Raw genomic sequence first — 26290 nt, 5'->3', positions numbered from 1 at the left:
CGATGCGGCATCATGCGTAGGTAGAGATCACCCACCCCCAGGATCATCCGATGCGTGCATGGCTGTTGCTGCCCCTGTTGCTGCTGACCTCCGGTGCCGCGTACGCGGCCGATGCCTGTCCGCAGTTGTCGCAACAGACGCCGACGGATGTCGCCACCCGCATCGCCGCTGTCGCCTGCCGCGAGCACCTGATGTGGTACCGCCCCTTCATCGACCGCGAGGGCAAGCTGGCGAACGCACCGATGACCGAGGCGGAGTCGTCGCTGTTGTCGCTCGGCGACGACCGCGCCTGGCAGCGCGTCGCGCGCTACTGGCGCGACAGCGGGCTGCTCGCCGCGATCGGTCACCGTCGCGGCGCGACCGAGTGCCTGTACGCCTCGTCGACGGGCCCTCAGGCCGAGGCCTGCCGCGGCTTCGTGGTGGACACGCCATGGTCGGCCGCCTTCATCTCGTGGGTGATGCGTGAGGCCCGGGTGCCCGGCTTCCGCGGTTCCAGCCGCCACTTCACCTATGTGCAGGCGGCGTTCCAGAACCCGTCGACCAACGCCTTCGACGTCATCGACGTGGCGAAGGCCAAGCCGGTGGTCGGCGACCTGATCTGCTACGTGCGCCAGTCCGGCCGCCTGTTCGGCCACGAAGGGCTGGTGCCTTTGCTGCGCAGCGGCAGTTCGCTGGACATGCATTGCGACATCGTGGTGGCGGTGAACCCGAACAACGACAGCACCGCGTACGCCATCGGCGGCAACGTGCAGCAGAGCGTGACGATGCGGATGCTGCCGCTCAACCGCAGCGGCGAGTTCTGGGGCGGGCTGCCGCTCCGCATCGGCGACGGCACGCTGTGCGCGCCCGACAACGAAGCGGCCTGCAACATGAACCGCCAGGACTGGGCGGCGATCCTGCGACTGAAGTCACCGGAACAGCTGGCGAGACTTCCCGGCGCCCTGCCCCCGGTGCAGGATGCGCCAGGCGTCGAAGCGACCGAGAAGGCGGAATGCTGCATTCACTGCGTCGTCGGATCCGGTGTGCCAAGGTGCCCCGCGGACGCGACCCCGCCCACCACCCCGGATACGCAACGATGATCCCGTCCCGCCTCCCTGCCGTACGCCTGGCGCCCATCGCCGCCGCCCTGATGCTGGCCGCCTGCGCCACCCCGCCTCCGGCCGCCAGCCCTACGCTGGCCGCGGGCCAGCAGGCCACCGTCGATGGCACCGTCGTCAGCGTCGACACCACGCCCTGGACCTACGATGGCAGCGCCGTGGTGAAGGTCGCAGCCCCCAACGGGCAGGTCGACGTGCATCTGCCCGCCCGCTGGAACCTCTGCAAGGCGCCGCTGCCGGAGGACGTACAGGGGCTGAAGGCCGGCGACCGCGTGCGGGCCACCGGCACCGTCACCGACGACGGCGCGCTGGTGGTCTGCGAGCAAGCCGAACACGGCCTGCGCAGAACACCCTGAGCGATCACGCCCAGCCCCCGTGACCGCGGCTGCCGACGCGATCGGCGCACGGCACCGGAAGGGACGTGCGGCAGGTCGGGATGGTGCAGCGCAGCTCGCATGTAACCGTTTTCATGGCTAGTGTCCGGCGCTCGCGGGGTGGCCCGCGTTGCCTGGAACCGCCTGATGATCCCCACGCCGACGCGCCGCCTGCTGTGCGCCACCACCACCGCCTGCGCCCTGGCGATCGGGTTGGGTGTGAGCCCCGCCGCCCGTTCGGCCGACGCCCTGCCCCCGCGCACTGACTGGAAGGCGACGAGCTCGGCCAGCACCACGGTGGAGATGGCCCCGGCCAAGGGCATCGATGGCGACCCGGCGACCAAGTGGGGCGGCGCGTTTTCGCCCGGCCATTGGTACCAGGTGGATTTCGGCAAGCGCGTCTCCGTCGGCGCGGTGGAACTGCATTGGGAATGGGGCGGCGCGCGCGCGTACTCCATCCAGGCCTCCGATGACGGCAAGCATTGGCGCACCGCGTTCGAGACGCGCGATGGCGTGGGCGGCATCGAGTACGACGTATTCCCCACCGTGCAGGCGCGCTACCTGCGCCTGACCGCGCCGGACCGCTCGGCGGACTGGGGCGTGTCGGTGTTCGAATTCCAGCCGTACGCCGGTGGCGAGACGCCGCGCATCACCGGCGTGAGCGGCGACCCCGCCGCGCTGTGGTCTGATGCCGGCGAGGCGCATGCGATGAATGCGAAGCCCGCGGCCGACGGCATGCGGCAGCTGCAGATCGACCTGCCCAGGCCGCTGTCCGTGGCCGGCCTGGAAGTGGCGTGGAAGCACACGCCGCGTGCGGCGAAGCTGGAAGGCCGCGAGTCTGGCTCGGACCGCTGGATCGTGCTGGCGGAAGACCCCAACGCCTACGGCAGCACCGCCTTCCTCGCCGACAGCCAGGCCCGCACGCTGTCCGCGCTGCGCTTGAGCGTGCGCGGCCAGGGCGAGCAGGCGCCCACGCTGCAGCGCCTGCGCCTGATCGGGCCGAAGCGGGTGATGACGGCGATGAAGCGCTACGAACTCGCGGCCTCGCGCGAGCACCGTGCGCTGTTCCCGTCGTCGCTGCACCAGCAGCAGGTGTACTGGACGGCGGTCGGCATTCCCGCGGGCCGGCAGAAGTCCGTGCTCGACGAATTCGGCCATGTCGAAGCCTTCAAGGGCGCGCCGCTGGTGCAGCCGGTGTGGCGCGACGCCGGCGGTCGTGCGAGCGCAGCGAACGCCGATACATCCATCACCCATGCGCTGCGTGACGGCTGGATGCCGATGCCGACCGTGCAGTGGTCGCCACAGCCGGGCCTGGAACTGACGACGGCCGCGATCGCGCTCGAGCAGCGCAGCGCGCCAGTCACGCTGGTCCGCTACCGCCTGCGCAACACCGGCACCATGCCGGTCGCCGGCAGCTTCAACCTGCTGACGCGGCCGATGCAGGTCAGCCCGCCATGGCAGAACGGCGGACCCTCGCCGATCCGCGACATCACCGTCGGTAGCGGCAATGCGGCGCAGGTGGCGGTCAACGGTCGCACGCTGTTCCAGTCGCTGACGCCGGTGGCGCGCGCGTCCGCGTCGGCTTTCGGTGCGCATGGCGAAGGCGAGATCACCGGCCTGCTGATGGCCGACGCGTTGCCCGATGCGCAGCAGGCGCACGACGACACGGGTCTGGCGGCCGGCCAGCTCGGCTACGACGTGGCACTGGCGCCGGGCGCGACGCAGGACATCGTCATCGCGTTCGCCCTCGGCGACGCGCGCATCGATCCCGCAAAGCCGCTACCCGCCGCACCGGCGCTCGATCTCGCCGGACTGACCGGCGAAGGCGCGTTCGACGCGCGTGCCGACGAGGTGGCCGCACAGTGGCAGAAGCGCCTGGGCCGCATCGGCCTGTCGCTGCCGGACGCGTCCCTGGTCGACATGCTCCGCGCGCAGGCGGCGTACATGCTGATCAACCAGAGCGGCCACGCCATGCAGCCGGGCCCGCGCAACTACAACCGCTCCTTCATCCGCGACGGCGCCGCCACCGCCGCCACGCTGGTGCGCATGGGCATGCCGAAGACGGCGCGCGACTACCTGCAGTGGTACGCGGGACACGCGGTGCATGAGAACGGCCTGGTGTCGCCGATCCTCAACGACGACGGCTCGGTCAACACGGGGTTCGGCTCCGACATCGAGTACGACAGCCAAGGGCAGTTCATCTGGCTGGTCGCCGAACTCGCGCGTCTCGATGGCGGTGCGCGCAGCGTGCGCGACTACCAGGACAAGGTGACGCGCGCGATGAAGTTCATGCAGGACCTGCGCGAACGCACGATGGTGCCCGGCTATCTCGCCGACCAGCCGGCGCCGGAGCGCTTCCACGGCATCCTCGCGCCGTCGATCAGCCACGAGGGCTATCCCGTCCCCACGCACAGCTACTGGGACGACTACTGGGCGTTGAAGGGCTGGCACGACGGCGCATGGCTGGCCGAACAGTGGGGCGATGCGAAGACCGCCGCCTGGGCGCGCGAACAGTACGCCGCGCTGCGCGCATCGATGGCCGCCTCGATTCGCGCGACTATGGAATGGAAGGGCATCGACACCATCCCCGCCGACGCCGACATGGGCGGCAGCGATCCGACCAGCCTGTCGATCGGCCTGGACCCGGCCGGCCAGCAGGACGTGATGCCGGCCGACGCACTGAAGGTCACGTTCGATCGCTACCTCGACGACGTGCGCAAGCGCGACACGCCCGGGGCGCTGTATGCCTACACGCCGTACGAAATCCGCAACGTGCTGACCTACGTGCACCTCAACCGTCCGCAGGAAGCGCACGAGCTGCTGATGCGCTTCCTCGGCCACCGCCGCCCCGCACCGTGGCAGGTGCTGGCGGAAGTGGTGTACTCGGATGCGCGCCACGCGATCTACCTTGGCGACATGCCGCATACGTGGATCGGCTCGGAATACGCGCGCTCGATCTTCGGCATGCTGATGCACGAAGGCGACGACGCGCTGTCGCTGCTGCCCGGCACGCCACCGGCCTGGGTCGCCGGCGACGGCCTGCGTGTGGATGGTTTGCCGACGGCCTACGGCACGCTGGCGATGGCCGCGCGCCAGCAGAACCAGACGCTGCGCATCACGCTGGGCCCGGGCCTGCGCAAGGACACCGCATTGAAGGTCAGTTGGCCGACCCGCACGAAGCCGTCGCGGGTGATGGTGGATGGCAAGGCGGTGAGCGACTACGACGATCAGGGAGTACGGATCGCCCACCCCTTCAGCCGGTTGGAGGCGAGCTGGTAGTCGTCCTGGGCAATGTCGTCGGTATCGCACCGAAAATCGTAAACAAACATCGCGCGATGCTCTGAATAAATTCTTTTATATCAATTCTTTACGTGAACGTATTTCTGATATATCGTTCTTAAATCGTAAAGAATCAAGGCTTCCGGATGCCTCGCGCGCGCACTGCCGATGTACCAGATCTTCTGTCGTTGCTGGCGGGTGGCGACCCCGTGCCGGCGGCGGCGCTGGCACAGGCGCTGGGCGTGAGCCGCCCCATCCTGGCCCGGCTGGTCGCCGAGGCCGGGGCGGCGGTGCTGCGGATCGGCAAGGCACGCGCCACCGCCTACGCGGCGCGCGCGCGCACTGATGCAGGCGAAGCTTGGCCGCTGTGGCGGATGCGGCCGGATGCGACGCTGGAAGAACTGGGCACCCTGCACGCGCTGCGTGGAGACCGCTTCTTCTTCGAGGCCTCCGGTGACAGGCCCCTGCTGACACGCACCGTCGATCGGGTCGCCGGCTTCCATCCCGGGCTGCCTTGGTTCCTCGACGACCTGCGGCCCCAAGGATTCCTGGGCCGCACGCTGGCGCACCGCCAGGGACGCGCGCTAGGCGTACCCGACGACCTGAACCGATGGCAGGTCCGCGACACATTGCTGGCGATCACGCGGACCGGCGGCACCGGCATCGGCGACCTGATCCTCGGTCAGGAAGCCCTGGCCACGGCGATGGCCGAGCGCGACACGCCGACCGACGCCGTCGCTTCTTCCGATCGCGCGCGGCAATACCCCGCCTGGGCGCAGGCCGCGCTGGCCGGCGAGGAGATCGGCTCCTCGCCCGGCGGCGAGCAACCGAAGTTCACCGCCACCGTGCACCCGCAGGACGGCACGCGCTACGCCGCACTGGTGAAGTTCGCGGTGCCGGACGAAGGCCACGCGGTCCGCCGCTGGGCCGACCTGCTGGGTTGCGAGCACGTGGCCGCCACCACGCTGCGCGAGGCAGGCCTGCCTGCGGCCTTGTCGCAGTGCCTGCATGCCGACGGCTACACGTTCCTGGAAGTCCGTCGCTTCGATCGCGTTGCCGACACGCTGGGCCGTCGCGGTTTCGTCTCCCTGCAAGCGCTGGACGCCGCGTTCTACGGCGACGGCGCGCGCGACTGGGGGCGATTCGGCGAACGGCTGGCGGCCGACGGCTGGATCACCACGCAGGACGCGACGCAGATGGCGCGCCTGCATTGGTTCGGGCGCTTCATCGACAACAGCGACATGCATGCGGGCAATCTCGGGTTCCATCTCGGGGATGATCGTCCGCTTGCGCTGGCGCCGGCCTACGACATGCTGCCGATGGCACTGGCGCCTTCGCGCACCGGCGCCGTGCGCCCCCCGGAGGCCGTGCGACCGACCGCACCGGATCGCACCGGGCAGGTCGGTCATATCCGCTGGGCGGCGGACGCTGCCATCGTCTTCTGGCAGCGTGTGGCAGACAGCGAGTGGATCGGATCGGACGACATGCGCGCGCTCGCACGCGCCAACATCAATGCGGTCGGGAATTTCTCGCGCCAGTTCGCCTAGCCCGCCCGTATCGGAATCTCCGCTACTTCAACTCGATGATGAGGGTACGCGTCTCGGCGCTACCCGCGTTCACCGTGTCATGCGTCACCGGTGAGGCCCATTCGATGTGGCCTTGCGGAATGCTGCGCCGAACAGGTTTCTTGTCCGGCCCGGTGAGCAGAGCCTCGCCGGGCGTCAGGAAGTAGATGATGTGGTCGCCATGCGAGTGCACACCGGTGCGCTTGCCGGGTGCGACGGTCAGTTCGATCACGCGGACCTGATCGTTCTCCAGGATCACTTTCGCCCCGGGCCCGGCGGTCTTCACCAGGTCCTGCGCGGAAGAGCTCATACAGGCGGCGATCGCAAGCGCGCCAACGGCGAGGAAGACGTTTCGGTGCATCGGTCTGCTCCGGCATGCGCGCTGCGACCGGCCCATCGCGCCGCCACTGGGAAGGGCGCATGTGCAGGAACCCCGGCCATCGCGATGCCGTCCATGCACACGTGACACGGTCCGGGTTGCGACCGCTCAACCGACGACAACGCTGCCACGCGCAGGTGCCGGACACCGTCCGGCGGTCAGCGCCCCTGGGGACGATCAGCCCGCAATCACCCACCGCCCATTGTCCTGCAGCACCACTTCGAAGCGCGCCCACTGCCGGAACTCGTCGGGGCTGCTCATGCCCGTGCTGCCCGTCTGCTCGCCGGCAACGACGCGGTACTGCAACCCCGCGCCTTCGCCTTCCAGCACATGCCGTACGCTCCACAGGCGACCGAGTTTGCCGTTGCTGTAGAAGCGGCCGCGGAGGATCGCGTCGGGGTGGGTGATGTTGCGTTCGGCGTGTTGCTTGGCGAGTTCCAGCAGTTCGGTGAGGTTCTCGGTGGTGATGTCGACGTAGGAGTTGAGTTGCTCCATCGCCGCGGAGAAATCTTCCTGGGTGAGTTCGAACTGGCGCTGCGCGGGCTGGGTGATGCGCGAGGCCTGGCGGCGGCGATGCAGGTGCGCCGGGTAGCGGCGCCAAGGGAACAGCGCGTTGAAGGCGATGGCCATGGACAGGATGGCCACGACGTTGATGAGTATCGGCATCAGCAGGTAGCCGTAGCCCAGGGCATGCACGTCGGAGCCGCCGATCACCGCGGCGAGGGCAGTCGCACCGCCCGGCGGATGGATGCAGCGCAGGTAGTACATGCCCAGCACCGCGAGGCCCACGGCGAGGGCGGCGGTCCAAGCATGGCCAGGAAACAGTTTCTGGCAGCTCACGCCGATGAAGGCGGACAGCAGGTGCCCGCCTACCACGGCCCACGGCTGCGACAGCGCGCCCTGCGGCACGGCGAACAGCAGCACCGCAGACGCACCCATCGAGGTGACCATCAGCGCGCCGCCGACGGCGGACGCGGTGTCGCTCGGGAAGGTCCAGCGGGTCAACCCGTACACCGCCAGGATGCCCAGCAACGCGCCGATGCCCGATATCCACTTCTCGCCATGGCGGGTGGTGTTGCGTTCGATGCCCAGTAGCAGGCGCAACTCGGTCAGGCGGGAATGGGGGCTCATAGGCGGCAGCGAGAGGGCAGGCGCCGCAGTCTATGCGAAGGACACGCCGCACGTAGGGCGGGCCCTGGCCCGCCATGCTCACACGTCAGCCGCGCAGACCCAGCAAGCCGATCCGCCGGAACCACATCTCCAGCGGCACGGTCACCAGCGGCGGCACGGCGGCGACCAGCGCCAGCAACGCCGCCCACCACGGCCAGCGCAGGCGCAATGCCGACAGCGCGGTGACCACCACATAGAACAGGAACGCGCCGCCATGCAGCGGCCCGAAGATCTTCACACCCAGGTCGTTGCCGACGGCGCTGTACTTGAACGCCATGCCGATCAGCAGACCGGCCCAGGTGAAGCCTTCAAGAAAGGCGGCGACAGCGAACAGGCGCCCGGCGGGCGCTAGGGGTCGGGACATGCAGGACTCCAGTGAGGGATGCCGGATGCGATGGCGGCTGCGGCGCTCGCTGGCGTTGGAATTCTAGCGACTGAACTTTGCCCGAGACCACCTCTGTGGCTTGGAGCGGACCAATATCCACTCCAAGCCCTTTAAAAGAAGCGACTTCGGATCGACTTCAGTTCTTCTGAGATCACTTCTATGGCCGCAATCTGACGCCAAATGAAGCGCCGGTCCGTTACAAACTGGCGACCACATCAAATCTCAGTCAGCAGATAAAGATCAGCTCTGTAGATCAGGCCAGCGCTTGAGAGCCCAGTTCGCCAGCTCTCTAGCTCGTGCCCGCAAAGCTTCCGCATTCCAGTCCTCGCAACGATCCAAAAGTTGCTTTGTGGTCGAGAAGACAGCTTCCGTCTTCAGGTGCGCCCTCGTTTCGACCCATGATCTCCGGCCCTTTTCGGAGTTAGCTTTCCCGGACAAAGGAACAAGATTTGCCCAAGTATCCCTGAGACTGTCCATCTCGGCTGTTGTGAACTTATCCAACCAGTCGCCTGATGCCGCTTGCGGAAGAACATGATCGGCCGTCATGTCGGGAAACACCTTAAGGACGTCGCCTTTGGTGAACGACCGCTCCAATTCCAGCATAACGAAGTTACGGATTCTACGCATATACATAGGCGCAGACTCGACGGCGATTCGAAACTCTTCATCACTGGGGAACTTTATGGTCTTGGTCTGGATTGCACCTCGCAACAACCCAAGGTCTGCGCCAACTTGGCCCCAAAGACCTTTGAACACAGCATGGAGACCAGTAGGCTCCAATCCGACAACAGCCCGCCTGACTAGAAAGGTTTCTACAAGCCTCACCAACCTAGCTGCGAGATGGCCACTGGTCTCGCCCTTCACTACTGAAGAGTGGAGCGACATTAAATAGGGAAAGACGACCGATGGCGGCCGCATTCTGGCGATGGAAGCCAGTGATTCCCCGTACGCTGGATCAGACACCTTGAGATCCATCCCTTCTCTGAGCAAGCGATAGATATCAACATGCTCCCTCAGATCCTCCATTATGGATGCAACCTGATCAGCAGGCGTCGCAGCCTCACCGTAAGATTCCGACCATCTTTTTGCCAAAGATATGAAAGTTCTGGATTTCGTTATTCCACTGTCCCGTGTCAAGGCGTGAGGAAAGAAGTAACCCTCCATGGACTCGGCAGACTCGAAGCTTTCTTCAAAGGGACGCCAGCGCCTGGCATAGATATCTTCCGCCTCCGCGGCATCATCCTTGAGACGCTTAAGAACTTCGTTCCTAACTAGATCAACGATCCCAAGCCTTGCGCCCTCCTTGTTGAGTCGATCGAATACTTCGTTCGCATCATGCTTCTGGCCCAACCTAATTTCGACAAACTCAAGCTTTTCCAGAAGAACTTCTCTGAGCTTTCCGACCAACTCTCCAGAGACTCTCCCATCAGCATCGAGGCACTTGGATCGGACTTCCTTCTTGATCAACTCATACGCTTCCGATAACGCCCCAGATATTTCACCTGCCTCTTTCGCTTGAGACACCTTTGCTCTATCGCCAATTGACCCGAGGACGACCTGATTAAACTGCCTCGTGTCGCGAAGAGTGGGGGCGAATTTTGGCTGATGACGAGAAGTTGACTTCCTAGAAAGTAAGTACTCCTCCGCCAACGCTTCCGAGAACTCCGATGCGCCAGCCTCTCTCGCCACTAGAGCTAAAGCACATAAGCTCAAATAAAGAGTTGTGAGGCGCTGCTGGCCATCGATTACCCAGTAGAGGCCCGGAGAGCTTGATGTTGAAGCTGTCTCATTATCGAACACCAGAGCACCAAGGAATCGAAGATCGCACTGACCTTCTAGTACGGAGTCAATATCATCCCAGAGCCTAAGTATGTTGTCCTTCTTCCATACGTAGGGCCGTTGAAACAAAGGGCACCGCAGTACGTTATCAGCGGAGAAAAGCTGGTGAAGAGTTACAGGGTCCGCAGCAAGCTGCTCCATCGTTGCCATTTTTTTTCCTTTTTTTAGAAAACAGGCAATAAGGCTACTTCCTTACTCACCTCTCGAGATCATCTCTTGCCTGCTGGCTAAGAACTCCAGCACAAGATCTCATCCCTGCCAATAAGATAATCCCTCTTTTACGGTCACAACTGCACGTCTTCTGACAGACCTAACACAATGCTGTTGTGCCAAATCGCGACCCTGAGTGCCAACCGCTTCATTCATGCTGCTTCTGCGAATCCGCATAGCCTCAACGCTTAACACTCAATCCAAGAAAGACACGGACATGCTCTAGCTCCGCCTTAAGCGCAGTGTTAAACGCGACATCTCGCACCCAATTTCCTTCCACATACCCGAACGTCGACCTTAGCTCCCCATCGACCACACTGAGATTCGCCCACCCGATCACGCGATCGCCCCACAGCACCGGTAGCGCGTAATACCCCAGCTTCCGCTTCGGGGCCGGCGTGTACGCCTCGAAGCGGTACGTCCATCCCCAGAACAACTCGAACCGCCGCCGGTCCCACACCACCGGATCGAACGGGGTCAGCAGGCGCACTTGGTCGTCCGGTTTCCAGCGTCGCGAGCGCGGATCCTCGTCCGCCGGCCAGTACCAGTCCACCCCGTCGACCCGCGCCGTGCCCAATCGCTGGCGCGCACGCTTCAACGCTGCCGCACGCAGGCCCGTCCACTGCGGCACGCCGCTGCGCAGATAACCCAGCAACTGGCCCAGGCTGGCCGCCGGCAACGGCGCGTACTTGTTGACGATGATGTCGAGCAACGCACCCAGCCGCGCCTCCGCATCGGCTGCCGCGACCGGCGTCGCGTCGCCGATGCGCGGCGCATAGACCCGCGTGCCGCCCTCGCGACGCGCCACCCGCAGCAGCCCGCGGTAGTGCATGCCGTCCAGCAACTGCGTACTGGCATTGGACGAACCGCCGAACCAGTTGGTCGTCTTGCCATGCCCGAAGTGTGCATCCACTTCGCGTGGATGCGCCGTGCCGCGCTCACTGACGAACTCCAGTACCGCGCGCGCCTGCTTCCATCGCGCGGGCGTCCACGCCTCGCGTGCCGTGCGCGGATGCATCAGCTGGTGATGCGCGCGCGGCAGGAAACCGTAGTTGACGAAGAAGTCTTCTTCCAGCGGCAGGCGTGGATACCGCCGCTCCAGGTCGCCGGCGCGATAGCCGGCGACGCGGTGGCGCAGGGTGAGATCCTGCGCGCGTGCCGGCGCCCGGATCGGGTCCGCCTGCACGAAGCCCAGCCGCTGGATCGCCCGCGGCAGGGTGGTCGGTTTGAACAGGCTGCGGGCGACGGCGTAGCGGCGCAGGTGATCCCCTGTCAGCGCCATGCCGTCACCCGTGACCGGGGTCAGACCGTAACCGGGTTCGCCTTGTCCACGTCGATCTTGTACTGCTTGATCGCGCGGGCGACGTCCTTGCCGGTCATCTTGCCTTCCTTCGCCAGGGCGGCGATGGCGGCGTGGGCAATGTAATAGCGGTCCACTTCGAAGTGGCGACGCAGGTTGGCGCGGGTGTCGCTGCGGCCGAAGCCGTCCGTGCCCAGGGCCGTGTACGCCATCGGCACGAACGCGCGGATCTGGTCGCTGTAGGCGCGCACGTAATCGGTGGCAGCGATGGCAGGACCCTGGCGGCCTTCCAGCAGTTCGGTCACGTACGCCTTGCGCGGCGACTTCGCTTCCGGGTTCAGGCGGTTCCAGCGCTCGGCGTCGAAACCGTCGCGACGCAGCTCGTTGAAGCTCGGGCAGGACCAGATGTCGGCGGTGACGCCGAAATCCTTGTCCAGCAGCTCGGCCGCCGCAATCGCCTCGCGCAGGATGGTGCCGCTGCCCAGCAGCTGCACGCGCAGCTCGCCCTTCTTCGGCTTGCCGGCGTCGGTGAGCAGGTACATACCCTTGATGATGCCCTCGGCCGCGCCTGCCGGCATTTCCGGATGGCTGTAGTTCTCGTTCATCAGGGTGACGTAGTAGTACTCGTCCACCTGCTCCTGCAGCATCTTCTGCATGCCGTGCTGCAGGACCACCGCGACCTCGAAACCGAAGGTCGGGTCGTAGCTGCGCACGTTGGGGATGCTGCCGGCGATGACGTGGCTGAAGCCGTCCTCGTGCTGCAGGCCCTCGCCGTTGAGCGTGGTGCGGCCGGCGGTGCCGCCCAGCAGGAAGCCGCGCGTACGCATGTCCGCCGCCTGCCACGCGATGTCGCCGATGCGCTGGAAGCCGAACATCGAGTAGTAGATGTAGAACGGCAGCATCGGCACGTTGCTGACCGAATAGCTGGTGCCCGCCGCCATCCACGACGACATCGCGCCCGGCTCACTGATGCCCTGCTGCAGCACCTGGCCGGACTGGTCCTCGCGGTAGTACATCAGCTGGTCGGCGTCGACCGGCTTGTACTTCTGGCCGAACGGCGCGTAGATGCCGATCTGGCGGAACATGCCTTCCATGCCGAACGTGCGCGCCTCGTCGGCGACGATCGGCACCAGGCGCGGACCGACCTGCTTGTCGCGCAGCGCGATGTTCAGGCCCTGCACGAACGCCATCGTGGTGGAGATCTCGCGGTCGCCGGTGCTCTTCAGCAGGCGGTCGAAGGCTTCCAGCTTCGGCGTCTCGAACGACTCGCTGGCCTTGCGACGACGCTGCGGCAGGTAACCGCCGAGCGCGGCGCGGCGCGACTTCAGGTACTGGATTTCCGGCGAGTCCTCGCCCGGGTGGTAGAACGGCACCTGCGCCGATTCTTCCAACTGCTTGTCGCTGACCGGGATGTTGAAGCGGTCGCGGAACGTGCGGATGGCTTCGTCGTCCAGCTTCTTGGTCTGGTGGGTCGGGTTGAGCGATTCGCCCGCCGAGCCCATGCCGTAGCCCTTCACCGTCTTGGCCAGGATCACAGTGGGCATGCCCTTGGTGTTCACCGCCTCGTGGTAGGCCGCGTAAACCTTGTGCGGATCGTGGCCGCCGCGGTTGAGGCGCCAGATGTCGTCGTCGGACAGGTTGGCGACCATGGCCGCCGTCTCCGGGTACTTGCCGAAGAAGTTGTCGCGCGTGTACTTGCCGCCGAACGCCTTGCAGTTCTGGTACTCGCCGTCGACGGTTTCCATCATCAGCTTCTTCAGCACGCCGCTGGTGTCGCGCGCGATGAGCGGATCCCAGTAGCTGCCCCACAGCAGCTTGATGACGTTCCAGCCGCCGCCGCGGAACACGCCTTCGAGTTCCTGGATGATCTTGCCGTTGCCGCGCACCGGGCCATCGAGGCGCTGCAGGTTGCAGTTGACGACGAAGATCAGGTTGTCGAGGCCTTCGCGGCCGGCCAGCGCGATCGCGCCGAGGGTTTCCGGCTCGTCGCTCTCGCCGTCGCCGATGAAGCACCACACCTTGCGGTCAGACTTCTCGATCAGGCCGCGGTGCTCCAGGTACTTCATGAACTGCGCCTGGTAGATCGCCGCCAGCGGGCCCAGGCCCATCGAGACGGTCGGGGTCTGCCAGTAGTCCGGCATCAGCCAGGGATGCGGATAGGACGAGATGCCCTGGCCGTCGACTTCCATGCGGAAGTTGTCGAGCTGCTGCTCGCTGATGCGGCCTTCCAGGAACGAACGCGCGTAGATGCCCGGCGCGCTGTGGCCCTGGATGAACAGCAGGTCGCCCGGATGGCTGTCGCTGGGCGCGCGCCAGAAGTGGTTGAAGCCGACGTCGTACAGCGTGGCGCCGGAGGCGAAACTGGCGATGTGGCCGCCGAGGTCGCCGGGCTTGCGGTTGGCGCGCACGACGGTGGCCATCGCGTTCCAGCGGATGATCGAACGGATGCGCCATTCCAGCGCGGCGTCACCGGGGCTCTTGGCCTCGTTCTGCGGCGCGATGGTGTTGACGTATTCGGTGGTCGGCGAGAACGGCAGGTAGGCACCGGCGCGGCGGGTGACTTCGACCATGCCTTCGAGCAACTGGTGAGCACGCAGGGCGCCGTTCTTCTCGATCACCGCCTGCATGGAATCGATCCATTCGCGGGATTCCTGCGGGTCCGGATCGCTCTGCAACATCTCGTTCAACCAGTTCATTCCCACTCCTGTTGCGCCGCGCGTGGGGCGTGGCGTCGCCGTTACTTGTAGAGCCTTGAAGTGTAACGCACGCACCCCGCGCCAAGCCTGGCTACGCAGGCGTATGGAGAGGACATTGCGTGCCTGTCCCGGGACAACCACCACACCAAAATCAGACCTTTGGGTTATTGCGATGCAGCACGCGGTGCGGGCGTATGATCGGCGTCCGGGGGGAACGCGACGAACAGGGTCGGCATGCGCAACGCAGTGCCCAGCAGTGTCGTGCCAGAACGCGATGTCGCCGGTGCCGCGCACTGGCGCAGCAGCCTGCGCACGCGCATCGCCCTGTGGGCCGGCTTGGTCAACGTGGTGCTGCTGGTGCTGCTGGTGGTGGCGACCGCGTGGTACGCGCGCCGCATGATCCTGGACGACGCGCGCCGTGACACGCAGGCGACGGCGCAGGAAGCCGCGCAGCGGATCGACGGCGCATTGCACGTGGTGACCATCACCACGCAGGGCATGTCGGAGCTGGTGGGCAACGCGCAGCTTTCGCCCGACGAATTGACCACCACCCTGCGCGCGATGGTGAAGGCCACGCCCGGTTGCGTGGGCGGCCTGCTGATCCTGGAGGCGCGCGCGAAGGAGGACGCACCGTTCGCGCGTTACGTGGCCGCGAACGGCAGCGACCGCGATTTCATCGCCGACGGATATGCCTTCCGCGAACAGGGCTGGTACCAGCGCACCGTGGCCGCACCCGCGGGCTGGTGGTCGGAGCCGTACCTCAACCAGACCGCCGGCGACGTGTGGATGGTCACCTACAACATGCCACTGCGCGAACCCGGGCGCGGCGCCCGCACACGCGGCATGGTCAGCCTGGACCTGCCGCTGACCAGCCTGACCGACATGGTCGATGCCCTGGCCCACCTGCCGGGCTGGCGCGTCTCGCTGGTGGCACCGGCCGGCACGCTGGCGCTGAATCCCGAGGTCGGCGTCGAACGCGAGGAAACACTGGAGGACTACATCGCGCGCAGCGGGCGCGTGGATCTCGGCGAGATCGCCCAGGCCGTCCGCGTACGGCGCCCGCTGCAGCATCTCCACGTGGATGCGGTCAGCGGCGAGCGGCGCTACACCGTGGTGGAGCCGGTGGGCGACAGCGGCTGGACCCTGCTGGTGGCGCAGTCCTACGACCTGGTCACTGCCCGCCTGACGCAGGCGCTGTGGTTGCTGGTTGCCATCGGCACCCTGCTGGCGCTGGTGTGCATGCTGGTGGTGAGCAAGCTGGCGCGCCACGTCAGCCAGCCCGTCGAAGACCTCTCCTCCTCCGCGGCACGCCTGGCCCAGGGCGACTACGACATGCCGGTGCCGTTCGTGCAGCGTCGCGACGAAGTCGGCCAGATGGCGCGCACGCTGGAACACGCGCGCGTTTCCATCCGCCAGCAGCTGCACGAGATCGAGGACATGACCGCCGCGCGGCAGAAGCTGGAGAGCGAGCTGTCGATCGCACGCGAGATCCAGCAGGCGATGCTGCCGCCAGGGCGCGTCATCGATCGCGAGGACGCGCATCTGGAAGCGTATGCACGGCTGGAACCGGCCAAGGCCGTGGGCGGCGACTTCTACTGCTTCATCCAGACCGATCCCGACGGCCTGTGGTTCGCCATCGGCGACGTGTCGGACAAGGGCGTGCCCGCCGCGCTCTTCATGGCGCGCACCGTCACCGTGCTGGAGGTGGCCGCCAGTACCCATCCGTCGCCGGAGCGCGTGCTGGCGGAAGCGTCGCGGCGACTGGTGCAGGGCAACGATGCGTGCATGTTCGCCACGGTGCTGTGCGGGCGCGTGGACGTGCGCAGCGGCGCCTGCGTGCTGGCCAGTGCCGGCCACGATGCGCCGTTGCTGCTGCATGCCGATGGCCGCCACGAGGCCTTGCCGGTGCAGCCGGGGCCGCCACTGGGTTTCGAGGTGGGCGATGCGTTCCCGCTGTGGTCCGGGCAATTGCCGGCCGGGGCCACGCTGCTGGCCTGGACCGACGGCATCACCGAAGCGTTTGACAGCCGCGACGTCGCCTTCGGCCCCGAACGCATCCCGGGTGCGCTGCGGTCCGGCGCGACCGCGCGCGAGCAGTGCGAGGCGCTGATCGCGCGGGTTCACGCATTTACCGATCCCGCACCGCAATCCGACGACATCACCGTGCTCGCGATCCGGCGTCGGCTGGACAGGGCCGCCGCTTCCTCCGAAGCTCCGCCAACCCAGGAGAACGCACATGCAGATGCGACTGTTCATCCCGCGTGAGCACGCCCGCGTGGACGACCTCAACGCCTCGCTGGAAGCCGTATTGGCCAACAATGGCGTCAGCCGTGCCATCCAGGGCGACGTCAGGCTGATCGTCGAGGAACTGGCCAGCAACGCCATCGAGCACGGCGACCTGGCGCGGGTGGACGCCGAAGAACACGAACTGTGCGTGGACATCGCGATCCGCGACCATGTGCTGACCCTGGAATTCCGCGAGAGCGGCGCGCCGTTCAATCCGCTGGAGCAACCTGCCCCCGACCTGGATGCGGACATCCTCGACCGGCCCACCGGCGGGCTGGGCCTGCACCTGGTCCGGCAGGTGGCCGAAATGGCCACCTATCAGCGAATGGGTAACTACAACGTGCTGCGCCTGGCGCTGCGCATTCCCACCGAGGAGACGTCCGCATGAGCCTGGAAATCGAGTTCCATCCCCCGGGCAAGGGCAGCCAGCGCGCGCTGCTGCGTGGCCGGCTGGACACCCACACGTACGAAGACCTCGACGAAGCGCTGGCGCCGTTGCTGACCCGCCAGCTGCACTCGCTGGTGCTGGACCTGTCCGGGCTGGAGTACATCAGCAGCGCCGGCATCCGTTCCATCTTCAAGGCGCGCAAGACGCTGGCCCCGCACGGCGGCAAGGTGTTGCTGGTCAATCCGCAGCCGCAGATCCAGAAGGTGCTGGACATGGTGAAGGCCGTGCCGTTGAACGAGATCTTCTCGTCCACGGCGGAGGCCGATGCCTATCTCGACGTGATGCAGCGCAAGGTGCTGGATGCCGCCGAGGACGACGACTGAGCCGCCGCACCCTCGGCCCGCATTTGTTTTACGATCCAGCGCTGCCTCCCTGCCTCCCCGGGCTTCCCCCACCCGGCAGATCCGCTTCACCGAGATGCCCGATGACTTTGGAGATTGAGGTCTACCCGCCCGTCAACGGCAACCAGTACGTGGTGCTGGGCGGCCGGCTGGACACCGCCAGCCACGGCCAGCTCGACGACGCACTGGCGCCGATGCTGGCGGCGCGCCCGCAGGCACTGGTGCTGGACCTGGCGCACCTGGACTACATCAGCAGCGCCGGCGTGCGCAGCATCCTGAAGGCGCGCAAGGCGCTCGCGCCGCACGAAGGCCGCCTGCTGGTGGTGCATCCGCAGGAACAGATCCGTAAGGTCATCGAGATCGTGCAGGCGGTGCCGATGGACGAGATCTTCGAATCCAGCGCCGATGCCGATGCCTACCTGGATGCGTTGCAGCGGCGGATCCTGGATGGGGAGGAAGAGGACTAGCCGCAAAGCAAGGTTGTGGGAGCGACGTAAGTCGCGATGAGGCTTTACCGGTAGCCCATCGCGACTCACGTCGCTCCCACACCTGAAGTCCTGGACACCGACCAAGAAAAAGCCCCGCATGCGGGGCTTTTTCTCTCCAGGGCTCGGACCCATCAACCCGGTCCGTTGCGCTCGGCCTCACGTTGCAGGCGGATCTGCGCATCGACCGCGGCGATGGCGGTCATGTTGATGACGCGGCGTGGGGTGGCGCTGGTGGTCAGGATGTGGACCGGCCTGGAGATGCCCATCAGGATCGGGCCGATCGCCACGCCGTCGGTGACCACGCGCACCATGTTGTAGGCGATGTTCGCCGCGTCCAGGTTGGGCATGACGAACAGGTTCGCGCGGCCCGAGAGCGTGCTGCCTGGCATCATGCGGCTGCGCAGCACCTCGTCCCATGCGGTGTCGCCCTGCATCTCGCCATCGACGTTGAGGTCGGGCTTGCGCTTCAACAACAGCTCGCGCACGCGGCGCATCTTGATCGAACCCGGCGTCTCGTGGCTGCCGAAGTTGGAGTGCGACAGCAGCGCGATGCGCGGCTCGATGCCGAACAGCTTCAGGCGGTACGCCGCCTGCAGCGTGGCCTCGGCGATCTGCTCGGCGGTCGGGTCGTCCTGCACGTGCGTGTCCAGGAAGAAGTACGCGCCCTGGTTGTTGATCACGCCGGTCATCGCCGAGGTCGACTGCACGCCCGGGTCCAGCGGGATCACGCTGCGTACGTAGCCCAGCTTCTTGTGGAAGCGGCCGACCAGGCCGGTGATCATCGCGTCGGCTTCGCCGCGCGCCACCATCACCGCGGCGATCAGCGTGGGCCGCGAACGCATCAGGTTCTTCGCCGCCGCCGGCGTCACGCCGCGGCGCGAGGTCAGCGCGTGGTAGTGCTGCCAGTAGTCGTTGAAGCGCGGATCGTCATCCTGGTTGGTGATCTCGAAGTCGACGCCGGCGCGCATGCGCAGGCTGAGGCGCTGGATGCGCGCATCAATCACGTCCGGGCGGCCGATCAGGATCGGGAACGCCAGGCCTTCGTCGATCACCGTCTGCACGGCGCGCAGCACGGTCTCTTCCTCGCCTTCGGCATAGACCACGCGCTTCATATCGGCGCGCGCGCGGTCGTATACCGGCTTCATCATCAGGCTGGTGCGGTAGACGAACTGGCCCAGCTTCTCGCGGTAGGCCCACATGTCGGTGATCGGACGCAGCGCGACACCGCTGTCCATGGCCGCCTGCGCGACCGCCGCGGCCACTTCCACCAGCAGGCGCGGATCGAACGGGCGCGGGATCAGGTATTCGGGGCCGAAGCACGGCACGTCGTCGCCGTAGGCCGAACCCAGGTCGGATGCCTCGCGCCGCGCCAGCTTGGCGATGGCGTGCACGCAGGCGACCTTCATGTCCTCGTTGATGACGGTGGCGCCGACATCGAGCGCGCCGCGGAAGATGTACGGGAAGCAGAGCGCGTTGTTGACCTGGTTCGGATAGTCGCTGCGGCCGGTGCCGATGATGACGTCCGGGCGCACGGCCTTGGCGTCGGCCGGCGAGATTTCCGGGTTCGGGTTGGCCAGCGCCAGGATGACGGGCCTGTCCGCCATCGTTGCGACCATCTCCGGCTTCAGGATGCCGCCGGCCGACAGGCCCAGGAAGATGTCCGCGCCGTCGACGATCTCCGCCAGCGAACGCTTGTCGGTATCGCGGGCATACCGCGCCTTGTCCGGGTCCAGGTGCGGGCGACCGGTGTAGATGACGCCGTCACGGTCGAAGGCCAGGATGTTCTCCGGCTTCAGGCCCAGCGCCACCAGCATGTCCAGGCAGGCGATGCCGGCCGCGCCGGCGCCGCTGGTGGCCAGCTTCACGTCCTCGATCTTCTTGCCGATCACTTCCAGCGCATTGACCACCGCGGCGCCCACGATGATCGCGGTGCCATGCTGGTCGTCGTGGAATACCGGGATCTTCATGCGTTCGCGCAGCTTGCGCTCGACGATGAAGCACTCCGGCGCCTTGATGTCTTCCAGGTTGATGCCGCCGAAGGTCGGCTCCAGCGAAGCGATGATGTCGACCAGCTTGTCGGGGTCGTGCTCGTTGATCTCGATGTCGAACACGTCGATGCCGGCGAATTTCTGGAACAGCACGCCCTTGCCTTCCATCACCGGCTTGCCGGCCAGCGCGCCGATGTTGCCCAGGCCGAGCACCGCGGTGCCGTTGGTGACCACCGCCACCAGGTTGCCGCGCGCCGTGAGCTCGCTGGCCGCGTTCGGGTCTTCGACGATCGCCTCGCAGGCAAACGCGACGCCCGGCGAGTAGGCCAGCGCCAGGTCGCGCTGGGTGAGCATCGGCTTGGTCGGTGCCACCTTGATCTTGCCGGGCGGGGACAGGCGGTGGTATTCCAGCGCGGCCTGCTTGAAATCGTCGTTCGTCATTGCGGAAACGGTGCCTGTGGTGAAGGCGGGGGAGCGGCAATTCTACCCCTTCCCCGCCGGGCCCGGACTTGGGCCGTTGCGGCGCTGCGTCACGCCGTGGTCATGCAGGACGCACTCAGGGCGCGATGAAACGGCATGCTGCGCGTGTCCGCGACGTGCGCGCGCAGGTCTCGGCGAAGGTCGTGGCCGGCGGTCGCGTGCCGGTGTCGAGCCAGCGCTCGAGCACCCGCAGTGCGGTCGCGTACGTCGCGTCCTGCAGGCGGCTGTGGTCGCGCTCATCGGTCAGCGCCTGCAACAGCAGGTGGCCACGGCCGGCCGCGGCGACGGTCGCCCTGTAGGCCGCGTCCGCGTCGTACGACACGGTCGGATCGTGGCGCGCATGCACGGTGACGGTGGGCAGCACGATCAGGCCGGACAGGTCGGCGTCGTAGGCCAACCGGGCGACGGCGGCGGGATCGGCGGCGAAGCGCTCGACGCCGGCGTTGAGTGCGGTGTCATCGCGCGAACCACGATAGACGGTGGTGCGATTGTCGAAGGGGTTCCGGCCACCCAGCCGCTTCTGCACCACGTCCTGGAAGTGGAACGTGCCCCACGCCAAGTGCGCGACCAGCTGCTGCTCGGCCACGCCGGTGACGGCGAGGATGTCGCGCAGGTTCGCCGCCTGCGCGGGCGTGCGCTTCGACGCCGGCTGGTCGACACCGGTGCAGGCGTCCACGCGCTTGCGCAGGTCGTCGCGGGTCATCTTCGCGCCGGCAGGTAGCCCTTGCCACACCGGATACTGCGCTTCCCCGACGGCCGGATGGTTGCGGCAGTAATACTGGTAGACCGCACGCAGGTCGGCGCGGAAGCCGTATGCCCGCGTGCCCCCGAACAACAGGCCGTTGGTGGTCAGTACCCCATCGAAGTTCGGCCCGCCATCGATGTCGAGCGCATACAGTTCCGCCGCCTTCGCCGCGACGTTGCCGCCCCACGACTGACCGTGCAACAGCGTGCGTTCCGGACGGCCCCAGCGCGACCAGAACACGCGCCGGCTGTGCTCCACGTCGGCCGCCGCCATCCGCACGCCGTAACCGCCGCGGCGATACGTGGTGCCGATCCAGGCATGGCCTTCCCGCACCATGACCGCGAAACGGTCGAGGTCCTCCGCCGAATCCCCGGCCTTGGGCTCGCCGAGCCGCGGCCCGCCGTGCGCATGCACGATGAGCGTGCGGTTCCAGCGGCGCGGCATGGCGACCAGCAGCCAGGCCCCATTCACGTCCTGCCCTTCGAGACAGTCGACCTGCGCGCCGACCGACGCCGGACACGCCACGGGGGCGAATGCGACGTCGGTGTCGGTGTCGGTGTCGGCGGCCGCCGCGCCGAGAGGCGGCACGAAGGCGGCCAACGCGGCGAGCGTGGCGGCGATCCAGCGGCGGCTCGTGCTTCGCATCGCGGCTGCAGGCTCCTCAGAACGAACGGCTGATGTTGACGTACCAGTAGCGACCCCACGGATTGTGCAGCGACCCGCGATAACCGCCATCGGCCAGCGACGGGCCCTCGTCGGTCAGGTCGCGCACGCCCAGGCGCACGGCGGTGCCATCGGCGAAGCGGTACTGACCATACAGGTTGTGCGTCAGGCGCTGGTCGACCACCCACGGATCGCCCGAGAGGCCCAGCAGCTGCGGCTGCTCGAACGAGCTCATGTACTGCGCCGAATAGCCCACACGCCACGCCGCCTTGTTCCATGTCAGCGAACCGCTGGCGCGCCATTCCGGCCGGCCGTTCTGGCCGATCAGCTGCGATGGGTCCGGCAGCGGCGTCAGCGGATCGATGGTGCCGGCCGCACGCGCGGCGTACAGTGCATTGACGATGTCGCCCGGATCACGCGTGAATTCCAGCAGGCGGGTGGCGTTGAGGTTGACCGAGAACGAACCGAAGCGGGTGCGCCGCAGCGACCAGTCCACGCCGAAGTCCAGGCCGCCCGCCGTCTGCGGCTGCAGGTTGATGAAGCGGTCGTTGATGGCGATGACGCGGCCCACGGGATCGATCCCGGTGCCGGCGAACGCGTCGATGTCCTCCTGCGTCGGGGCTTCGCGCACGACGAGCGGGTTGCTGCCGCCGCCGACGCGTGCCAGGTAGTCCACCGTCAGCGCGGTCTGCGCGCCGAGCAGGCCGACGATCTGCTCCTGCTTGATCTTCCAGCGGTCGACGGTGAAGGTGAAGTTGCCGAAACGGTCGGGGATGAAGGTCGGCTGGAACACCACACCGAAGGAGGTGTTGGTGCTCTCTTCCGGCTCCAGGTCCGGATTGCCGGCGACCAGCAGCGACGCACCGGCGGTGTTCTGACCACAGGCACTGAAGGAGGCGATGCGGCCGGCGCGCAGGTCGGCTTCGCAGCGGATGTGGTCCACGCCGCTGGCCAGGCGCGCGTACTGGGTGGCGTTGGTCTGCTCCAGGTTCGGCGCGCGGAAGCCTTCCGAGTACGAACCGCGCAGGCGCACGCCCTCCACCAGGTCCCAAGCCAGCGCCACCTTGGGCTTGGCGACGGAGCCGAAGTCGGAGTAGTGCTCGTAACGGCCGGCCAGCTGCATGTCCAGGCGATGCACCAGCGGGATGTCCATGTCCTCGGACACCAGCGGGACCGCGAACTCGACGTAGGCCGAGCCGACATTGCGCGAGCCGCGCGTGTCCGGATTAGGACTGACCGCCGCCACGTTGCTCAGGTTGGTCTCGCCGGTGACCATGTCGGTGAACGTGTAGGTGCCATCGAGATTCGCATCGCGATCGTCGCGCTGCGTCTCGCGGCGTGCTTCCGCACCGAAGGCGATGCCGACATCGCCGGCCGGCAGCGAGAACAGGTCGCCACGGCTCATCTTGAAGTCGGCCATCGTCAGCGTGGTGCGCGACTCGCGCACCAGGTCGAACACGATGCCGTCGATCGCCGCCTGCGAACTCGGCGAACAGTCGCCGTAGGTCGGCGTGGACACGCAGCCGCCACTGAACGGGTTGTAGGCATCCGGCGTGGCCAGTGCCAGCTGCTGCTGCAACAGGGTCATGTTGATGTTGGGCGAACGGTCCTCGGCCTCGGCTTCGGAGTACAGCAGCGCCGTCTCCCAGTTCCAGCCGTTCCACTCGCCACGCAGGCCGGCGAGGAAACGCGCCTGGTAGTTCTCCACGCGCACGCGCTGGAAGCCGGTGTCGACGTAGCGGTAGTTGCTCATCTGCACGGGCAGGCCGGCGGCGGGCACGTTGGTCAGGCCCGGCAGGCGGTTCGGATTCGGCGAGCCATCGGGCAGCGTGGCCGCGCCGAACGGATTCCAGTAGTTGGTCGCCGGGATCCACAGGCTGTTGAGGTTCACCACCGGTGGCTGCGTGGCTTCGCTGACGGCATGGTAGAAGCCGACCTCGCCGAACGCCTCGACGGTGTCGGTGACGTCGTAATGGCCGGTCAGGAACACGTTGATGCGCTCCACCGACGGCCGCACGCTGGTGCCGTAACGCGTGTCGTAGCGCATCTCGCGGTTGGTGGTGTTGAAATTGTGGTTGCCGCTGGCCAGGCAGAGATCATTGCCGAGGCTGACGCCGCAGCCGAAGCTGGAGGGCTGGATGCGGAACGCGCCCGCGGTGTTCGTCACCGCCGTGCCGTTGGACCGGATCACCGCGCGCGGGCCCACCGTGAGGCGCGCCCACGGCGTGTGCGACGACCGGCCATCGAGCGCGGACAGGCCGGCGAAATCCGGATAGTCCGCAAACAGCGCACGCAGGTCGTCGGTCGCGGTGAAGTCCTGGTCGTCCGCCATCAGTTCGGAGCGGTCGACGTAGTTGAGGAACAGCGAGACATTGCCGCGATCGTAATTGCGGCCAGCGAACAGGTTCACTTCGAACTCGTTCATGCCGGTGCCCTCGGCGCCGCCATAGCGCGTGCTCGCGCTGACGCCATCGAAGTCGGCCTGCAGCACGGTGTTGACCACGCCTGCTACCGCGTCGGCGCCGTAGATGGCCGCCGCACCATCCAGCAGGATCTCCATGCGGTCCAGGCCGGAGACGGGGATCGCGTTCGAATTGAAGCTCTGCACCGGCACCGTACCGGTATCGGACGTGCCCTGGCTGGTAGGGTGCTGCACCAGGCGGCGCCCGTTGAGCAGCACCAGCGTGTTGCCGACGCCGAGCGAACGCAGGTTCACCGAATTGACGTCACCGCGCGCCGCGTTGCTGGTCTGCGGGTTGTTCGAGGCGTCGAACAGCACGTCGCCCATCTGCGGGATGGTGCGCATCAGCTCGTCGCCGGAGATCGCACCGGCAGCATCGATCTGCTCCGCGCCGACCACCAGCACCGGCAGCGCATCGGTGGTGGCCGCGCCCTGGATGTGCGAACCGACCACCACGACCTTGTCGAGCGTGGTCGCGTCGTCGGCGGGCGCGGACTGCGCCGCCGGTTCGGCGGGCGGGGTGGCGTCCTGCGCGGCCGCGGCATGGATCACCGCCAGCAAGGCCAGCGTCAGGCTGCTGCGCAGCGGAGCACGGCGTGGGTTCAAGGCATGCATCGTTCAGTCCCTCCTCTGAAGACGTGGTGTGGCCGGCGTCAGTCGGCCGTGAGTCGTGTCGGATCGCCCGGGCCTGCGGCCGGATCGGGCGCGGCGGCGATCGGTGCAGATGGCCCGCCCAGCGCGCGCGCCAGCGCGTCGCGGTCGAGCGCGTTCTCCCAGCGCGCGACCACCAGCGTGGCCACGGCGTTGCCGGTGAAATTCGTCAGCGAGCGGCACTCGCTCATGAAACGGTCGATGCCCAGGATCAGCGCCATGCCGGCGACGGGCACTTCCGGCACCACCGCCAGCGTCGCGGCCAGCGTGATGAAGCCGGCGCCGGTGACGCCCGCGGCGCCCTTCGAACTCAGCATCGCCACCAGCAGCAGCATGATCTGGTGGCCGAGGCTCAGCTCGGTGTTGGTGGCCTGCGCGATGAACAACGCGGCCAGCGTCATGTAGATATTGGTGCCGTCCAGGTTGAACGAGTATCCGGTGGGCACGACCAGGCCGACGACGGACTTCGACGCACCGGCGCGCTCCATCTTCTCCATCAGCGACGGCAGTGCGGACTCGGACGACGAAGTGCCGAGCACCAGCAGCAGTTCGGCCTTGAGGTAGCGGATCAGGCGGAAGATCGAGAAGCCGCACCACCATGACACCAGCCCGAGGATCACGATCACGAACAGCAGCGAGGTGAGATAGAACGACCCGACCAGCCACGCGAGGTTGACCAGCATGCCGACGCCGTACTTGCCGATGGTGAAGGCGATGGCGCCGAACGCACCGATCGGCGCGGCGCGCATCAGGATGTGCACCAGGCGGAATACCGGGGCGGTCAGCGCCTCCAGCAGGTTCAGTACCGGGCGGCCCTTCTCGCCGACCAGCGCCAGCGACAGGCCGAACAGCACCGCCACGAACAGCACCTGCAGGATGTTGTCGCCCACCAGCGGGCTGACCAGCGTCTTCGGGATGATGTCCATCAGGAAGCCGACCAGCGAAAGCTCGTGCGATTTCTGCACGTAGTCGTTGACCGCCGACTGGTCCAGGTCGGCCGGGTTGATGTTCATGCCGGCGCCCGGCTGCACCACGTGCGCGACGATCATGCCGATCACCAGCGCCAGCGTGGAGAAGAACAGGAAGTACGCCATCGCCTTGGCAAACACCCGGCCCACCGTGCGCAGGTGGGTCATGCCGGCGATGCCGGTGACGATGGTCAGGAAGATCACCGGCGCGATGATCATCTTCACCAGCTTGATGAAGGCATCGCCCAGGGGTTTCATCGATTCGGCCAGCGCGGGCTCGAAGTGCCCCAGCGTCGCGCCCAGCACGATGGCCACGATCACCTGGAAGTACAGCTGCTTGTACAGCGGCTGCTTCGGCGGCGTTGCGAACGGGGTATCGGCCAGATGCATGGGAGAACTCCGGGACGGATGGCGTCGCCCACGGAACCGGGGCCGGCATGTTGTACCCCTGCCCCGCCGCCGCACCGATAACCTATT

General features: G+C 66.9%; 18 protein-coding genes. 8 read left to right on the top strand and 10 right to left on the bottom strand.

The window, feature by feature from the left end:
- The first annotated feature begins 50 nt into the window (after positions 1-50).
- The 4 genes from ACSQ19_RS08635 to yjjJ all read left to right on the top strand — a co-directional run bounded on the left by ACSQ19_RS08635 (position 51) and on the right by yjjJ (position 6297).
- Complete coding sequence (locus tag ACSQ19_RS08635; protein WP_435996303.1) at positions 51-1079, top strand: DUF2272 domain-containing protein; 1029 nt, start codon at positions 51-53, stop codon at positions 1077-1079.
- Entirely contained in the window at positions 1076-1453 is a 378-nt protein-coding gene (locus ACSQ19_RS08630; RefSeq protein ID WP_435996301.1) for a hypothetical protein, read from the top strand. Before ACSQ19_RS08635 ends, ACSQ19_RS08630 begins: the two co-directional genes overlap by 4 nt.
- Positions 1454-1618: 165 nt before the next feature.
- Positions 1619-4750: a discoidin domain-containing protein gene (locus tag ACSQ19_RS08625; RefSeq protein ID WP_435996300.1), complete on the top strand. Its 3132-nt coding sequence runs from the start codon at positions 1619-1621 to the stop codon at positions 4748-4750.
- A gap of 146 nt (positions 4751-4896) precedes the next feature.
- Positions 4897-6297, top strand: a complete 1401-nt coding sequence (gene yjjJ / locus ACSQ19_RS08620; protein ID WP_435996298.1) for a type II toxin-antitoxin system HipA family toxin YjjJ — start codon at positions 4897-4899, stop codon at positions 6295-6297.
- Between the two features lie 22 nt (positions 6298-6319).
- Here the strand turns inward: yjjJ and ACSQ19_RS08615 are convergent, their stop codons facing one another.
- The 6 genes from ACSQ19_RS08615 to aceE form a co-directional block, all read right to left on the bottom strand.
- A complete protein-coding gene (locus ACSQ19_RS08615; protein ID WP_435996296.1) occupies positions 6320-6676 on the bottom strand; it encodes a hypothetical protein in 357 nt (118 codons plus the stop codon).
- Positions 6677-6871: 195 nt separating this feature from the next.
- Positions 6872-7825 (bottom strand): HPP family protein, encoded by a 954-nt coding sequence (locus ACSQ19_RS08610; protein WP_435996294.1) that lies wholly within the window; start codon positions 7823-7825, stop codon positions 6872-6874.
- A gap of 85 nt (positions 7826-7910) precedes the next feature.
- Complete coding sequence (locus tag ACSQ19_RS08605) at positions 7911-8228, bottom strand: DUF3817 domain-containing protein (RefSeq protein WP_435996293.1); 318 nt, start codon at positions 8226-8228, stop codon at positions 7911-7913.
- 261 nt (positions 8229-8489) lie between these two features.
- Positions 8490-10238 carry a DUF262 domain-containing protein gene (locus ACSQ19_RS08600; RefSeq protein ID WP_435996292.1) on the bottom strand — a complete coding sequence of 583 codons (1749 nt, stop codon included), beginning with the start codon at positions 10236-10238 and terminating at the stop codon, positions 8490-8492.
- Positions 10239-10479: 241 nt separating this feature from the next.
- Positions 10480-11580, bottom strand: coding sequence for a DNA glycosylase AlkZ-like family protein (locus ACSQ19_RS08595; protein WP_435996291.1), 1101 nt, complete (start codon positions 11578-11580; stop codon positions 10480-10482).
- A 20-nt stretch (positions 11581-11600) separates the two neighbouring features.
- Complete coding sequence (aceE, locus tag ACSQ19_RS08590) at positions 11601-14294, bottom strand: pyruvate dehydrogenase (acetyl-transferring), homodimeric type (protein ID WP_435996289.1); 2694 nt, start codon at positions 14292-14294, stop codon at positions 11601-11603.
- A 234-nt stretch (positions 14295-14528) separates the two neighbouring features.
- On the opposite strand from aceE, the gene ACSQ19_RS08585 reads away from it, so the two are divergent.
- The 4 genes from ACSQ19_RS08585 to ACSQ19_RS08570 all read left to right on the top strand — a co-directional run bounded on the left by ACSQ19_RS08585 (position 14529) and on the right by ACSQ19_RS08570 (position 17836).
- On the top strand, positions 14529-16559 hold the full coding sequence (locus tag ACSQ19_RS08585; protein ID WP_435996287.1) for a SpoIIE family protein phosphatase: 2031 nt from the start codon (positions 14529-14531) through the stop codon (positions 16557-16559).
- Positions 16531-16968, top strand: a complete 438-nt coding sequence (locus tag ACSQ19_RS08580; RefSeq protein ID WP_296280983.1) for an ATP-binding protein — start codon at positions 16531-16533, stop codon at positions 16966-16968. The genes ACSQ19_RS08585 and ACSQ19_RS08580 overlap by 29 nt, the downstream gene beginning before the upstream one ends.
- The gene (locus tag ACSQ19_RS08575) at positions 16965-17351 is read left to right on the top strand and encodes an STAS domain-containing protein (protein WP_296280981.1); all 387 of its coding nucleotides are present in this window, start codon (positions 16965-16967) and stop codon (positions 17349-17351) included. Before ACSQ19_RS08580 ends, ACSQ19_RS08575 begins: the two co-directional genes overlap by 4 nt.
- A 101-nt stretch (positions 17352-17452) precedes the next feature.
- A complete protein-coding gene (locus ACSQ19_RS08570) occupies positions 17453-17836 on the top strand; it encodes an STAS domain-containing protein (protein ID WP_296280979.1) in 384 nt (127 codons plus the stop codon).
- A 152-nt stretch (positions 17837-17988) separates the two neighbouring features.
- Here ACSQ19_RS08570 and ACSQ19_RS08565 read toward each other — a convergent pair whose 3' ends face one another.
- The 4 genes from ACSQ19_RS08565 to ACSQ19_RS08550 form a co-directional block, all read right to left on the bottom strand.
- Positions 17989-20286, bottom strand: coding sequence for an NADP-dependent malic enzyme (locus tag ACSQ19_RS08565; RefSeq protein ID WP_435996284.1), 2298 nt, complete (start codon positions 20284-20286; stop codon positions 17989-17991).
- Between the two features lie 115 nt (positions 20287-20401).
- Positions 20402-21715 carry a hypothetical protein gene (locus tag ACSQ19_RS08560; protein WP_435996282.1) on the bottom strand — a complete coding sequence of 438 codons (1314 nt, stop codon included), beginning with the start codon at positions 21713-21715 and terminating at the stop codon, positions 20402-20404.
- 16 nt (positions 21716-21731) lie between these two features.
- Entirely contained in the window at positions 21732-24800 is a 3069-nt protein-coding gene (locus ACSQ19_RS08555; protein WP_435996280.1) for a TonB-dependent receptor plug domain-containing protein, read from the bottom strand.
- A gap of 47 nt (positions 24801-24847) precedes the next feature.
- Positions 24848-26203, bottom strand: a complete 1356-nt coding sequence (locus ACSQ19_RS08550; RefSeq protein WP_296280973.1) for a dicarboxylate/amino acid:cation symporter — start codon at positions 26201-26203, stop codon at positions 24848-24850.
- Positions 26204-26290 lie beyond the last annotated feature (87 nt).

Source organism: Pseudoxanthomonas sp. LjRoot127 (assembly GCF_964253495.1).
GTDB lineage: Bacteria > Pseudomonadota > Gammaproteobacteria > Xanthomonadales > Xanthomonadaceae > Pseudoxanthomonas_A.
The sequence above is the reverse complement of the archived record's forward strand: the minus strand, read 5'-3'. Positions and strand labels throughout refer to the sequence as shown.